Genomic DNA, 13,471 nt, shown 5'->3' with positions numbered 1-13,471 from the left:
TTGGTATTCAATGCTAAGGCACAGCTCCCCATGAGCGGGGCTACAGCCAGCTGGCCCGCCGCAGTGGAGGTTCGGTCCCGCCGGGTCGCTGCACCAGCACCTGGTTGACCCCGGTCAGACCGTTCTCAAAGCCCAGCGCGCTGGTCGCCATGTAGAGGCGCCACACCCGGGCTCGACCCTCGCTGGTCAGGCCTACCGCTTCCTCCCAATGGTCCTCAAGGTTCTGCACCCACGCGCGGAGGGTGAGCGCGTAGTGTCGGCGCAGCGCTTCGACGTCGAGCACCTCGAACTTGGCCGACTCCAGAGCGCCGAGCATCACCGTGAGACTGAGCATCTCGCCGTCGGGAAAGACGTATTTGGGGATGAAGGAATCAGGGTCCGGCCGCATGGTGTCCCCGGCATTCCACGAGATGGCGTGGTTGAGCAGTCGTCCGCCGGGGCGCAGGAGGCCGAACAGGTGGCTTGAATACTCGGCGATCTGGTCGCGCCCCACATGCTCGGACATGCCGATGGAACTGATCGCGTCGTACGGGCCGTCGTCGACGTCGCGATAGTCCTGGACCCGGATCTGGACCCGGTCGCTGAGACCGGCGTGGGCCACCCGTTTGCGCGCGCGTTCTGCTTGCTCGGTGGACAGGGTGACGCCGACGACGTCGGCCCCGTAGCGTTCCGCCGCGTGCAGGGCGAAACTGCCCCAGCCGCACCCCACGTCGAGCACGCGCGTCCCCGGCTGCAGTCCGATTTTCCGGCAGACCAGATCGAGTTTCGCTTCCTGCGCCGCGTCGAGGCCGGTATCGGGGGAGTCCCAGACCGCGCAGGAATACACCATGGAGGGTCCGAGGACGAGCGCGTAGAAGTCGTTGCCGACGTCGTAATGGTGGGAGATGGCGGCGGCGTCGCGCTTCTTTGAGTGTTTCCGGCCGACCCGGTCGATGGTGATCTCCTCAGGCGGGGGAGTGGGGTTGAGTCCGATGGCGCCCAGCCGGACGGCGGTGGTCAGCAGCTTGGCCCGCTCGCGGAGCGTTGGCGGGCTGAAGGGTTCCAGATCGGCGAACTTCCCGACGGCGCTGAGCGCGGTGAAGCTTTCATAGAGGTCTCCGGGGGCATCGATGTCGCCGGCAACATAGGCCCGGCTCAGGCCCAGCATCCCGGGGGACCAGAGCATGCGGCGCAAGGCCCGTCGGGAGCGGAATTCGATCACCGGGGCTGCCGGCGGACCTGCTTCCGATCCGTCCCAGGCCCTGAGTCGGAGCGGAATTTCTTCGGTCCCCAGAACGATCCCCAGCGCCTCGGCCAGCAGTGCGGCGGCCCCCTGTGCTTTGCCCATAGCCATGTCTACTCCGGTTTGCGCCGGAGGGCCAGAGGGGTATGAACCTTGAACCGGGGACGGGCTCAAAATGAGAGCCACTAGGATGGCGGAAGACAAGGATCAGGGTCTGGAGGAGATCAACAATGGCGGGGATCACCAGTGCGGATGTGGCGCGTGAGAGTGGGGTTTCGCGCACCACGGTCAGCTATGTCCTGACCGGGCGCGAGGGCGTGAGCATCTCCGAGGAGACCCGGCGACGTGTCCGGGAAACCGGGAAGCGGCTCGGCTATGCGCCGTCCGCTGCCGCGCGAGCGTTGAAGACGGGCCGCAGCGACCTTGTGCTGTGTATTCTTCCTGACTGGCCCATCGGACCAGTGATCGAAACCCTCCTGGACCACCTCGCCGATGAAGTGGCTGAGCGAGGGCTTTCAGTCCTGGTGCACCACGCCCGCGGACAGCGTCCACTGCAGGATCTCTGGCGTGCCGTCACACCTCGCGCCGTGATCGGTTTTGCTCCTTTCGACGACGACGATCTTCTGGCTATGCGCCAGGCCGGCATCCAGGTGCTGGGTACCCAAGGGGATGCCGCGGCAGGACCGGCCCATCGACCCTCCGAAGGTCAGATACGGATCGGACGGCTCCAGGCTCAGCAGCTGATTGCCACCGGGCGGCGCCGGATCGCCTATGCCTGGCCCACCGATTCCCGTGTTGAACACTTTGCAGCGGATCGGCTGGCAGGAGTCCGCCGTGAATGCGCGGACCATGGTCTGCCTGAGCCGGAGGTGCTCCCGGTTGACCTTGAGGCAGACTCAGCCGCTGCGGCCCTGCGGACTTGGCGACACGGTCCGGACCCGGTGACCGGTATCGCCGCGTACAACGACGACGTCGCGCTCGCCATCCTGGCGGGGCTTCGGCTGCACAGACTCGAGTGCCCTGCGCAGGTGGCGGTTGTTGGCGTCGACGACGCGCCGGCGGCTCGTCTCGCCGAGCCGCCGCTCACCACCATTTCCCAGTCCATCGAGCTGCAGGCCAAATACCTCGCTGGCCTCGTCCTCGCCGGTCTGGGCGACCAGGCAGAGGACGAGGCTCCGGCATTCCCCGGGGACGGGATGGTGCTGGTGGTTCGCGGGTCGGCGTGACCCGACAGAGCCAGGCGTTTCCCGTCAGGACCTACTGGTACTGCACCACGTAACTGGGGATACCCGTGTTGTCGTTACTGACCGGAGCGCCGGTGTTGTTGACGACGTGGTCGATGGTGCCCGCTCCAAGGTTGACGGTGAGGATATGGTTCAGCTGCACACCGGCGGTGTCCGGAACCTCGAAGCCCCGGGTGGCGTGGATGGTGGGATCCACATTGGTGAAAACGTAGGAGCCGCCACCCCAGAGGGTGTGCTTCCTGACGTCGTCGGCCACCTTGTAACCAGCCCACCCGAGGACGCCGTCGTGCTGCCATGCCTCCTGGTTGGGCGGATCGTAGGGCAGCTCGTTCTGGAAGAAGACCGTCCGGCCGTTCTCGCCGTTCCAGATGACGTTGTACTCCTGGTAATGCTCCACGAAAAGTCCCGTGGCTGTCACATTGTCACCGTTGATGATCACACCGTTGCGGCCCGTGCTGATATCCCAGCCGAAGGTCCCCGCGTTGCCGTGATCCGCGCGCCATGCCCAAATGTGGTCGATCAGGACGTTGTCGCTGTTGACCTCAAGGCTGACGTCCGCCTTCCCGACGTTTGGTCCACCGATCCGGAAGTACACATCGCTCAGCGTCGTGGGGTTGAGAGGATCGTTCTTCTTGCCGCTGCTATTCCCGTTCTTCGTGCCGATCTGGAGCAGCAGGGGCGAATTGACCTCGCCACCGTCGATGGTGACACCCGCAAGGACGACGCCGGACACATCGGCTACGCGCATCGGCGTTGCGCCGTCCACCGCGGTCAGGGTTGCATGGCCCATGCCCAAGACAACCGTGTTGGCCCGTTTGATCGCAATAGTGCTATCGATGCCGTACACCCCGGGGGTCAGCAGGAGGTGCTTGCCGCGCGCGAGCTGGCTGTTGATGGTCTGGACGGAGTCCGACGGATCGGCGATGAAGAAGTCCTTGAGCTGGATAGTCCGGCCCTCGGTGACGCCGTCCTCCCAGGAAATTCCGCGCGAGTTCACTTGCGCGGAGGGGACCCGCACGTTGTAGCCGCCCTTGTCGTCAACGAAAAGGTAGGGCTTCTCGCGGCTGACCGGGGTTTCCTCGAGAGTGGTGTAGGGGGGAGTGGGGAAGGTGGTGTCCGCCGGGGCGCCATCGACACCGGCGAACACGGCATTCCACACGCCGTTGGACCAGGAGCCTATAGTGCTGTTGCGCGTAAACCACTGCTGCTGGGAACCGTTGATGATGTCACCGGCCTTCGAATCGGCCATGTACCCGCCGCTGGCAAACTGGGGTCCGGCGGTGCAGTAGTCCATCAGCGAAAGTGTTCCGCCGGTGACGTTTACCCGGCGCAGTGAGACGGCCTGCGAGACAGCCCAGAAGTTTGCTGATTGCCGGCAGCCATCCTGACCGGCGCCGTTCACCTGGATCGTCAGGTTGGAGAGGGTGCGCCAGAAGTTGTTCAGCGCGATGCAGTTACTCGTGCCGTTGTTTTCAAGGCAACGGTTGTAGACCTCGATTTTGCCGTTGATCGTGACATCGGTCGGTGACTCACCGAGCCCGGCGACCTCCGTGTAGTAGCCCACTTTGAACTGCAGTGGCTTCTCGTCTGTCCCGTAGGTGCCAGGGAGGAAGAGTAACGACTGGCGGTTGGTGCCCATTTCGTCGTCGATCTGGCGGGCGTTGACGGCGTCGACCTTCGCCTGAATGTCCTCGACGGGCATGGTGGGCGAAAAGACCGTCACATTGGGGCCAAGATCCGGCACGGCCGGTTGGTGGTTGGCCTTGGTTTCCGCGGCGGGGGCGGGGGCGGCGACCGCAGCAGCGCCGGGTGCCACGAGCAGGGCGGCGGTCAGGCCCACCGCCAGAAGGGCGGGAAGGGCAGCCTTGCGGCGCCCGGTCGTCGGGGGAGGGGAGGACTGATGGGGTGTGGGGGGCAGAGGAGACATGAGCAGACGATTCTCTCCGTTGAGGGGTCAGTTGGTTAGTGACTCGTGTCACTAGGGTGTCATCAGATTGAATCGGACGCGGCCGCTTCCGTCAAGATGTGACGATAGCGCGGGGTTCGCTGGGCGGAGTCAGGTCCTGGACACCAAGAGGTGCGAGGAACGCCTGGGATCCGGTTTCGCGCTCAGTCCTGCTGAGAGGGCCTGCTCAAGGCACCAGGTGGGGACGCTGCTGCCAAGTAGTTCCTTGAGGGAACCGAGATGCTTCACCCGCGAGGTCGCCGCCGATCCGAACACGGTCTGGTTCACAGCACCATCACGATGCATGTTCGGGTCACGCAGGGCCGCGTTCCAGGCCCGGCTAAGACCTTTGACCACGGACTGCGGGTCATCGCCAGCGTTCTTTAGATACTTGTCGAGGTGGGTCTTCATGACCTCGATTTCGGTGATTCTAGGGGCTTTTACGGGCTGCTTGGGGGCCGCTGGCTTCACTTCAACGGGCTGCTTCATCATCAGGCGAGCCAGTTCGCTATGGAGATTTGAGAGCTGGAGGTGGATGTCGACGATGCGCTGGGCGCTATCTTCCATTTGGCTGACGGGTGACGGGGCTAGCTTCCGGCGCGCCGCTCGGGAGACTGTGCAGCGAAACAGTGCTGCCAGCGCGTCGGCGAGGTCAAGGTGAGCCGCCGGGTCGGCCACGTGTAGCGGAACCGGGATAGTCCGGTTCTCCCGTAGGCTTTGCGCAAGATCAGCCAGTGAGCCGTGCACCCTCCCGAAGCGCAGACGCTCGCGGGTGGTTTCCGGCCCGATCTGCGGAGCGTACACGCACTGTTGAAGCGTCATGTCCAGGGCTGGAACGGTCGGGAAGAATTGCTGTCGCACCGAACTTCGAAGCACGGCGCGCACAGCTTCATGTTGCCGTGCCACCTGCTCGATCGGGTTGGCTGCTTCCGATCCATCAGCGAGGATCCACGGTACGCCGGTGTCTTTCACCGAGGCGACCGGCGAATGAAAGCCTTTCCACTCCGAGACGGTGAAATCGCCGCGCCTGGTGTTGTAGAAGAGCCAGTCGACTTCGGCGACCGGCTTCCCCGGCGCGTCCACCCTGCAGTTGCTGAAGGCCCACACAGAGTCATCAAGAAGCTCGTCCAGCTGTGCAACATCGGCTGTCGCTGGCCGGTGTGCGGCGGTGTTTGAGGACGGGAAATGCAGCACGTGGAATTCTTCCTGCGGCGAGGGACGCAGACGCTGGTTGTCCGCGAGCGCCCAACCGCCGACGAACATTTAGCGCTGATGCGCTATGCAATCATGGTGGGTGAAGACCCTGGACCGCAAGCCCCTGAACTGGGGGCGCTATCCCGGGTGGGAAACATCAGGCGCACGTTGCATACCCACCGGTTACTGGGCGGGTCGTCGATAGACTGCGCAGACAACCATCTACCGGGGGATTCGCTTGGCCGACCTGCAAGTGATTGCCACGGCAGGGCCACCACGTAGGATCCACGTATGGATAACGCCTACGCGACCGCGGATCAGTCAACAGCGAGTACCGACACCCAGCTCGTCACCCTCGACGACATCAGGGCCGCCGCCGAGCGGATCCAGGACCTGGTGCTACGTACCCCGATCATCGCGCTGCCACACCCGGATCGACCGTCCGACATCCTGCACCTGAAAGCCGAATCCCTCCAGCCGACCGGAGCCTTCAAGCTCCGCGGCGCCTACAACACCATCTCCCAGGTGCTCGATGAATCCCGCGACCGCGGCATCATCGCCCAATCCTCAGGCAACCATGCCCGCGCCGTCGCCTGGCTCGCCAAGCGGCTCGACCTGCATGCCGTCATCGTGATGCCCGACGCCGCCCCGCCCACCAAAGTCGCCGCCGTCCGGGCACTCGGCGCCGAGGTGGTGCTGGTCCCGGCCACCGAACGGGACAGCCGGACGCTCGAACTCGCCGCCGAACACGGCTACGTCGAGGTGCCGCCCTACGACGACCTCCGGATCATCGCAGGCCAAGGCACCGTCGGGTTGGAGCTTATCGAGCAACTCCCCGACGTCGACGTCGTCCTCGTCCCCATTTCCGGTGGCGGGTTGATCTCCGGGATTGCCACCGCCATCAAGTCCCTGCGCCCCGAGATCCAGGTGATCGGCGTCGAACCCGAATTCGCAGCAGACGCCGCCGAAAGCCTGCGCGAGCAGCGCCGGATCACGTGGGACACCACACTCACCTACCGCACAGTGGCGGACGGCCTGCGCACGCCCGCCGTCGGCGTCCACCCCTGGGAACACATCAGACGCTACGTCGACGACGTCGTCACGGTCTCCGAAGAGCAGATCCTCACCGCGGTGCGTCACATTGCGGTGGAGGGCCGCCTCGTCGCCGAGCCGTCGGGAGCCGTCGCTACCGCAGCCTGGATGCATGACCTGGCGCCGCGCGGGGCAACCGTCGCCGCGATCGTCTCGGGGGGCTCCGTCGATCCGGCCCTGATGGCGAGGGTCCTGGCTGACTAAACTCGGCCCCAATGCGACGCCCTGTACTCAATCCCCGAGGCGAAGGCGAAACGGAACAGAGTCAGGCCACCATTACGCCAGCGAACGCCGCAGCGCCCGCCTCGGCCACCAGCTGATCCTGTTCGATCGAACCCGTCGACACACCGATAGCACCGACGATGCTCCCGTCGCGCACCAGCGGAATGCCACCCGGAAAGACGACCAGACGGCCGCCGTGCGCGTCGTTCAGGCCGTAGATCGGACCGTCCGGTCGGGTCATCCCCTGGAGGTCGCTGGTCTCGCACTGGAAGGCGATGGCGGTGTAGGCCTTGTTGATCGCAATGGTGATGCTGCCGATATTCGCTCCGTCCATCCGGACATGGGACTTCAGGTTGCCGCCGGCATCAACCACGGCGATGTCCATGGGCTGGCCAATCTCGCTCGCCTTCCCGGCGGCGGCGTCAATCACGCGGCGGGCCTCTTCAAGGGTGACAGTCTCCAACACGGTTCCAGTTGCCATGAGCTTCCTCTTCCTCAACGTGGGTCAGCACAGCTCTGTGCTCTGGACAGCGTGACTGGCATCGGGCGGCTTGCCAAGTAGTGATTACCCCCATGTGGGGGAGGGTGTTCCCTCATACCCACGGGCGGGGTTCTCGCCTACCGTGGGATCAGCCAACAAGGAGGTTTGCCGTGGGTGTTGTGCCCTTGAAGGACATTGTCGATCCGGCGTTTGCCGCGCGCTACGGGGTGCCGGCGATCAATATTTTCAACGACCTGACCATGGAGGCGGTGCTCGCCGGTGCGGTGGAATGCAATTCCCCCGTGATCCTTCAGACGTCGGTCAAGACGGTCCGCAGCATCGGCTCCCGGGTCCTCTTCGAGATGTGGGAGTCGATGACGCGCGGGATCGAGGTGCCGGTCACCCTCCACCTCGACCACTGCCCCGACCGCGACGTGGTCACCGAATGCCTGAAGGCTGGCTGGAACTCGGTACTGTTCGACGCGTCAGCCCTCCCGGTCGAGGAAAACCAACGACAAACCATTGAGGTGGTCCGCGAGGCACGCAGCTACGGCGCCCAGGTGGAAGGCGAAATCGAGGCGATCACAGGCGTCGAGGATGACCACGGTTCGGATGAGGTCTCCAAACAGCAGAGCCTCGAAACCGCGCTGACTTTCATCGACGCCACGGGGATTGACGTTTTTGCCCCCTCGATCGGCAACGCCCACGGCACCTACAAGGCCGCACCGGTCCTGGACGCCAACCGGGTGACCGAAATTGTTAAGGCACGGTCCATCCCCATCGCACTGCACGGCGGCAGCGGGCTCAGCCCCGAACAGTTTCAGGACCTGATTGCCCGCGGCTGTGCCAAAGTCAACATCTCTACGGCGCTGAAGGAAACGTTCATGAAGTCCCACCTGGCCTTCCTGAAACAGGCCGAACAGAACAGCAAGTGGGACCCGCCGTCGTTGTTCAAGCACACCCGCGGCGATGTGATCGACATGGTCAAAGAACTGGCCGAACAGTTCGGCAGCGCCGGGAAGGGCAGGTAGCCGACCATGCCCACCCTGATCTTCGATTGCGACGGTGTGCTCGCCGACACCGAGCAGTTTGGTCACCTCCCGGCTTTCAACAGCACGTTCGAGGAATTCTCGGTGCCCGTGCAGTGGAGCGTCGAGGACTATGCGGAGAAGGTGAAGATCGGCGGCGGTAAGGAACGTATGCGCAGCATCCTCACCGACGACGTGAGCGCCCAGCTGGGACTGCACGACGACGCCGCCAAGGACGCTGCCATCCTCGCCTGGCACAAACGAAAAACTGCCATCTACACCGACTTGGTGGACGGCGGTGTGATGCCGGCGCGGCCAGGAATCGCCCGACTGGTGCAGGAGGCGCACGACGCCGGGTGGGGCCTCGCCGTTGCCTCTACCTCGGCGGAACCCGCGGTTCGGGCCGTGCTGACTCACGCCGTCAGAGAGGACCTCGCCGCACACTTCGCCGTGTTCGCCGGCGATGTGGTGCCCCGGAAGAAGCCGGCCCCGGACATCTACCTGCTCGCGCTCAGGGAACTCGGTCTGAGCACTGACGACGCCGTGGTGGTCGAAGACAGCTCGAACGGGCTGCGCGCCGCCGTCGCCGCCGGCCTGCGTACGGTGGTGACCGTCAGCGGTTTCACCCGGGAAGAGGACTTTACCGGTGCTTCCCTGGTGGTTGCCTCGCTGGGGGACCCCGGCGAGGCCGCCGAGGTGCTGGCCAACCCGCTCGGCGTTGAGGTGGCCGGCGTCGTCACCCTCACCACCCTGCTGCAGCTACTGGACTCTCCGTCCGTCACAACCAGTCCGGAGGCATCATGACATCCACCGACCTCGAGAATGTCGAGTTTGTGGTCCGCTCCATCGCTCAGACGGCAGTGGACAAGGAGAAGGAATTCGGCGACCTTGACGCCGTCGTCGGCGACGGCGACCTGGGCTATTCCCTGGCCCGCGGCTTCGAAAAGGTCCTTGCCGATTGGGACACCTTCAAACGCGACGACCCCGCCACCTTCCTGCAGCAGATAGCCCTGGCCATCTCCAGCCGCATCGGCGGCACCTCCGGCCCACTCTGGGGGACGGCGTTCCTCAGGGCATCAGCGGCAGCGAAAGCGTCCGGCATCATGGACGGCGCAACGGTCGTCGCCATGCTGCGCGCCGCGACCGACGGCATCAAGGCACGCGGCAGCGCCGAACTGGGTGACAAGACCCTCCTCGACGCGATCGTCCCCGCGACCGACGAGCTGGAACGCGAACTCGGCAAGGGAACCGACGCCGCTGGCTGCCTGAAAGTCTTCTGCGACACGGCCCGGGCCGCCGCCGACGCCACCAGCTCGCTGGAGGCCAGGCGGGGGCGGGCCAGCTACAGCGGGAAAAGAAGCATCGGCTCTCCCGACGCCGGCGCGGTGGCCGTGGCCATCATGATCGAACGACTGACCTCTGAATGGGCGGCACGCTAGCCCCTTTTCCTTGACCTGCCAATCAACACAACGATGTGGAGCCCTCATGAAAAAGTTCGTCAATGACCCCAAACAGTTCGTCCCCGAGATGCTCGAAGGCCTGGCCCTGGCCAACCCCGACACCCTGCGGTACGTCCCGGAATACAACCTGATCATGCGGTCCGACAGCCCCAACGAGAACAAGGTGTCGATCGTCCAGGGGTCGGGGTCCGGCCACGAACCGGCGCACGTGATGGCCGTGGGCAAGGGGATGCTCGACGCCGCCTGCCCGGGTGACGTCTTCGCCGCACCACCGTTCGACTACGTCTTCGAAACCACCAAACTGCTGGCCTCCCCGAAAGGCGTGCTGCTACTGGTGAACAACTACACCGGCGACAAGATGGTCTTCGACATGGCCCAGGAAATGGCCGCCGCTGAGGGCGTGAACGTGAAGACCCTGTTCATCGACGACGACGTGTCGGTGCAGGACTCCACGTACACGATCGGCCGACGCGGTGTTGCCGGTAACTTCTTCGTGATCAAGGCTGTCGCAGCGGCGGCCGAGCGGGGAGCTGACCTCGACGAGGTGATCCGGGTGGGCGAGAAGGTGAACTCAGTGACCCGCACCATGGGCGTCGCGCTGACTGCCTGCACCCCACCGGCGAAGGGAAGCCCCCTCTTTGAGCTGGGCGAGGACGAGATCGAAGTCGGTGTGGGCATCCACGGCGAACCGGGCCGGCGGCGGGCCAAGATGATGCCGGCCAATGACATCGTCGACGAAATCCTGGAGCCGGTGGTCAACGACCTGCCGTTCAAGGACGGCGACCGGGTGGCTCTGATGGTGAACGGCCTTGGCGGCACCCCCATCAGCGAGCTCTACCTCCTGTACGGGCAGGCTCACAAGCAGCTCGCGGCGAAGGGCATCACCGTCGGACGCAGCTATGTCGGGGAGTACTGCACGTCACTCGACATGGCCGGCGCTTCGATCACCCTGGTCCGGCTCGACGACGAGATCGAGTCGCTGCTCAACGACCCGGCCGAGATTGCGATGCGGGTGTTCTAGGCGGCGCCGTTCATGCTGACCAGCATGGTCCGGTTGCGGGCACCGGTCTTCCGGAGCAGGGAACCGACGTGTTTCTCAACGGTCTTCGCCGAGATCTGCAGCTCGCGGGCAATCTGCTTGTCGGCCATGCCCTGAAGGACCATGTCGCGGACCTGGCGCTCCCGCACGGTGAAGTTATCGTGCGTGGAGCCGTCCGGCGTGGCTGCCATCAGGGAGTCGAAAATGTCGCCTTCCACCAGGGCCTGCCCCTGTCCGGCCGCCACGATGACGCGGGCGATCGCTTCGCCGTCGGCCGCGCGGTTGATGAACCCGCGGACCCCGGCCTGCTTGGCGGAGCGCACCTGGTCCACCGTGGGATTGTCCGTGAGCACCACGATGGCCGCGTAGGGGTCGAGCTCCCTGACCTGGGCCAGCAGTCCTGGCGCTGAGGTCTGGATCATGTCCAGATCAACCACCAGGACATCAGGGCGCAGCAGCTCGTAAGCATCAAGCAGTTGCGCTGGCGCGCTGACCTCGGCGGCAATCTGCACGGCCGGCTCGCTGAGCTGGAGCAGCCTGACCAGCCCGGCGCTGATCAGGGGCTTGTCATTGCCGATCAGCACCTTCCACCGCGATTGCGGGTGCCCGCCCCGCTCCGGAACCTTGTCCGGGAGGGTGGCCTGCACCTTGGTGCCCCAGCCCGGCATGGTGTCAATGTGCAGGTCCCCGCCCAGATGGACGGCCCGCGAGGTCATCCCATGCAGCCCCAGGCATCCGGACGGCACGGCGGAATGGTCCCCGTGGGTGGCGGCCAGATCGAATCCACGCCCGTTGTCCTCCACCAGGACGGCCAGTGAATCAGTGTCATACACCAACCCCACCCGCACGCTCGTGGCCCGCGAGTGCGTCACTACGTTGCCCAGCGCTTCCTGGATGATCTTGAACGCCTGGTGCTCGATCTCGGGCGCGAGCGCACGGGGAGTCCCAATGACGGTGAGCTGGGTTTCCGCGGCCCCCATTGATTCGACCCAGGTCAGTTCCGCGGCGACCGCCACGTCGAGGTCCCGGCCCGCGAGCGACGCCGGGCCCATCCCCAGCACAGTGCGGCGGGTTTCGGCGAGGGCGTCGTGGGCGATATTCCGGGCGGTTCCAAGGTGTTGCAACGCGGCGGTTTCGAGGCCATCCTGCCGGACTGCTTTGTCGGCGTCGTCCAGGCTGAGGAGGAGGGTCGCGAGGGACCGGCCGATGGTTTCGTGAACGTCCCGGACCGCCCGTTCGCGTTCAGCGCCGATCGCCGCCTCCTGTTCGCGCTCGGACGCGATGGCGTGCAGCTCAGAGTTCTTCAACGCGATTGCCGCGTGGCTCGCGAACAGCTCAGCCAGTGCGGCGTCGTCGGGGGTAAACACCCGCTCAGGGTTGGCCCCGAAGATGATGCAGGTGCCAATCACCCGTTCATCCCATTGGATGGGCACTCCAATGACGGCGCAGTTCCACCGCGGATCGTCGGGGGAGATGTGGCCCTTGGCCACTTCGCTGTAGGTTCGCAGGATCACCGTGGATCGCCCGCGGACCACCTGGCCGGTGACGCCTTCGTCCAGCGAGAACGTCTGCCCTTCCTGGCAGCCGACGCCGAAGTCCACCTTCTTCGCGTAGGTTCCGCTGGCTTCGTTGACGAGGGAGAGGGACCCGGATTCGCAGCCCAGCAGCGTTGCCGCGTGCCGGAGAATTCGTTCAAGGAGCGGTTGCAGCTCGAACCTGCCAGCAAGGTCGCGCGCCAGATTGGCCACCGTTTCCAATCGCTGCTGCGCCCCATCTGCACGCCAGGTGTCGTGCAGCAGCGGATCCAGCCCCAGCCGTGAGTCAGTCATCTTCGTCCTCTCTGACGAAACTCGGGTCACGCAGCGGCGAATCCCCCACCAGCGCGGTGTCACCCCCTGCATTACATCACGACGCGGGCTGGTTAGCTCCTGGACTTTTTGTCAGAGCAGGTCATAGGGCTCCAGGGGGCGGTTCTCGCGGTAACGGTCCCGCCACCTGTGGTGGGCCTGCGGTTTCCCATCGTCGTGCACCACCAGCACCGGGCACGCGGCGTGGGCCACGCAGGCGTTGCTCACTGACCCCAGGTGTAACCCGCGGAGGCCGCCGTGGCCGCGCCGGCCTACGATGAGCAGTTGCGCCGTCGCACCCGCTGCAACGAGCTGGGTCGATGCTTGTCCGCGCACCACGTCGCTGGTCAGGCCCGGAGGCGGCTCTTCACCGTAGGCCTCCTGGATGGCTGCGCCGAGGTGGCTGGTTGCTGCCAATTTGAAGGCTTGGGGGTCCGGTAGCAGGTATTCCTCATACATTTTGGGGTAATCCCAGCAGGCGACGGCGTGTACCCGGGCGCCAAGGGCCGGAGCCAACGCAGCGGCGAGCCTTAAGGCAAGAATGGAGGGCCCCGAGCCGTCGACTCCGACGACTACCTGTGGGTCCTCCGGGTTTTTATCCATCACAGTTCTCCTTGCTCGGGCAGCATCAGCTGACGCTGCAATGGGTGGGTTACGGGTGGTCCTCCTTCATCTCTGTAACCTCCAATTTTACGCC

Annotated in this window: 12 protein-coding genes; 6 read left to right on the top strand and 6 right to left on the bottom strand. The window is 65.1% G+C overall.

All coding sequences use genetic code 11. From position 1 onward, the window contains the following. Positions 1 to 40 precede the first annotated feature (40 nt). A complete protein-coding gene (locus IWX62_RS08250; RefSeq protein WP_196840871.1) occupies positions 41 to 1,327 on the bottom strand; it encodes a class I SAM-dependent methyltransferase in 1,287 nt (428 codons plus the stop codon). Positions 1,328 to 1,452: 125 nt separating this feature from the next. On the opposite strand from IWX62_RS08250, the gene IWX62_RS08245 reads away from it, so the two are divergent. Then, complete coding sequence (locus IWX62_RS08245; protein WP_196840870.1) at positions 1,453 to 2,448, top strand: LacI family DNA-binding transcriptional regulator; 996 nt, start codon at positions 1,453 to 1,455, stop codon at positions 2,446 to 2,448. Between the two features lie 31 nt (positions 2,449 to 2,479). On the opposite strand, the gene IWX62_RS08240 is transcribed toward IWX62_RS08245, so the two are convergent. Together IWX62_RS08240 and IWX62_RS08235 are read right to left on the bottom strand one after the other, a co-directional pair. Beyond that, positions 2,480 to 4,393 carry a glycosyl hydrolase family 28-related protein gene (locus tag IWX62_RS08240; RefSeq protein WP_333483291.1) on the bottom strand — a complete coding sequence of 638 codons (1,914 nt, stop codon included), beginning with the start codon at positions 4,391 to 4,393 and terminating at the stop codon, positions 2,480 to 2,482. Positions 4,394 to 4,522: 129 nt separating this feature from the next. After that, entirely contained in the window at positions 4,523 to 5,674 is a 1,152-nt protein-coding gene (locus IWX62_RS08235) for a hypothetical protein (protein ID WP_196840869.1), read from the bottom strand. 222 nt (positions 5,675 to 5,896) lie between these two features. Here IWX62_RS08235 and IWX62_RS08230 point away from each other — a divergent pair, with 222 nt between their 5' ends. After that, complete coding sequence (locus tag IWX62_RS08230; RefSeq protein WP_196840868.1) at positions 5,897 to 6,901, top strand: threonine ammonia-lyase; 1,005 nt, start codon at positions 5,897 to 5,899, stop codon at positions 6,899 to 6,901. Positions 6,902 to 6,962: 61 nt separating this feature from the next. Here the strand turns inward: IWX62_RS08230 and IWX62_RS08225 are convergent, their stop codons facing one another. Next, on the bottom strand, positions 6,963 to 7,400 hold the full coding sequence (locus IWX62_RS08225; protein WP_196840867.1) for a GlcG/HbpS family heme-binding protein: 438 nt from the start codon (positions 7,398 to 7,400) through the stop codon (positions 6,963 to 6,965). A 170-nt stretch (positions 7,401 to 7,570) separates the two neighbouring features. Here IWX62_RS08225 and IWX62_RS08220 point away from each other — a divergent pair, with 170 nt between their 5' ends. The 4 genes from IWX62_RS08220 to dhaK are packed head-to-tail and all read left to right on the top strand — an operon-like array spanning position 7,571 to position 10,909. Continuing rightward, a complete protein-coding gene (locus IWX62_RS08220) occupies positions 7,571 to 8,431 on the top strand; it encodes a class II fructose-bisphosphate aldolase (RefSeq protein ID WP_196840866.1) in 861 nt (286 codons plus the stop codon). A gap of 6 nt (positions 8,432 to 8,437) precedes the next feature. After that, a complete protein-coding gene (locus tag IWX62_RS08215) occupies positions 8,438 to 9,232 on the top strand; it encodes an HAD-IA family hydrolase (RefSeq protein WP_196840865.1) in 795 nt (264 codons plus the stop codon). Continuing rightward, entirely contained in the window at positions 9,229 to 9,867 is a 639-nt protein-coding gene (dhaL, locus tag IWX62_RS08210; protein WP_196840864.1) for a dihydroxyacetone kinase subunit DhaL, read from the top strand. Before IWX62_RS08215 ends, dhaL begins: the two co-directional genes overlap by 4 nt. 46 nt (positions 9,868 to 9,913) lie before the next feature. Beyond that, positions 9,914 to 10,909: a dihydroxyacetone kinase subunit DhaK gene (gene dhaK, locus IWX62_RS08205; RefSeq protein ID WP_196840863.1), complete on the top strand. Its 996-nt coding sequence runs from the start codon at positions 9,914 to 9,916 to the stop codon at positions 10,907 to 10,909. On the opposite strand, the gene IWX62_RS08200 is transcribed toward dhaK, so the two are convergent. After that, the gene (locus IWX62_RS08200; RefSeq protein ID WP_196840862.1) at positions 10,906 to 12,756 is read right to left on the bottom strand and encodes a GAF domain-containing protein; all 1,851 of its coding nucleotides are present in this window, start codon (positions 12,754 to 12,756) and stop codon (positions 10,906 to 10,908) included. The two genes, dhaK and IWX62_RS08200, sit on opposite strands and share 4 nt — an antisense overlap. 111 nt (positions 12,757 to 12,867) lie before the next feature. Continuing rightward, positions 12,868 to 13,377, bottom strand: coding sequence for a universal stress protein (locus IWX62_RS08195; RefSeq protein ID WP_196840861.1), 510 nt, complete (start codon positions 13,375 to 13,377; stop codon positions 12,868 to 12,870). Positions 13,378 to 13,471: the final 94 nt, after the last annotated feature.

The organism is Arthrobacter sp. CAN_A1, assembly GCF_015751665.1.
GTDB lineage: Bacteria > Actinomycetota > Actinomycetes > Actinomycetales > Micrococcaceae > Arthrobacter_D.
The sequence above is the reverse complement of the archived record's forward strand: the minus strand, read 5'-3'. Positions and strand labels throughout refer to the sequence as shown.

Bases quoted from the DNA above. Each gene is read 5' to 3' on its own strand.
- IWX62_RS08250 (WP_196840871.1), bottom strand. From the start codon at position 1,327: ATGGGCAAAGCACAGGGGGCCGCCGCACTGCTGGCCGAGGCGCTGGGG.
- IWX62_RS08245 (WP_196840870.1), top strand. From the start codon at position 1,453: ATGGCGGGGATCACCAGTGCGGATGTGGCGCGTGAGAGTGGGGTTTCG.
- IWX62_RS08240 (WP_333483291.1), bottom strand. From the start codon at position 4,393: ATGTCTCCTCTGCCCCCCACACCCCATCAGTCCTCCCCTCCCCCGACG.
- IWX62_RS08235 (WP_196840869.1), bottom strand. From the start codon at position 5,674: ATGTTCGTCGGCGGTTGGGCGCTCGCGGACAACCAGCGTCTGCGTCCC.
- IWX62_RS08230 (WP_196840868.1), top strand. From the start codon at position 5,897: ATGGATAACGCCTACGCGACCGCGGATCAGTCAACAGCGAGTACCGAC.
- IWX62_RS08225 (WP_196840867.1), bottom strand. From the start codon at position 7,400: ATGGCAACTGGAACCGTGTTGGAGACTGTCACCCTTGAAGAGGCCCGC.
- IWX62_RS08215 (WP_196840865.1), top strand. From the start codon at position 8,438: ATGCCCACCCTGATCTTCGATTGCGACGGTGTGCTCGCCGACACCGAG.
- dhaL (WP_196840864.1), top strand. From the start codon at position 9,229: ATGACATCCACCGACCTCGAGAATGTCGAGTTTGTGGTCCGCTCCATC.
- dhaK (WP_196840863.1), top strand. From the start codon at position 9,914: ATGAAAAAGTTCGTCAATGACCCCAAACAGTTCGTCCCCGAGATGCTC.
- IWX62_RS08200 (WP_196840862.1), bottom strand. From the start codon at position 12,756: ATGACTGACTCACGGCTGGGGCTGGATCCGCTGCTGCACGACACCTGG.
- IWX62_RS08195 (WP_196840861.1), bottom strand. From the start codon at position 13,377: ATGGATAAAAACCCGGAGGACCCACAGGTAGTCGTCGGAGTCGACGGC.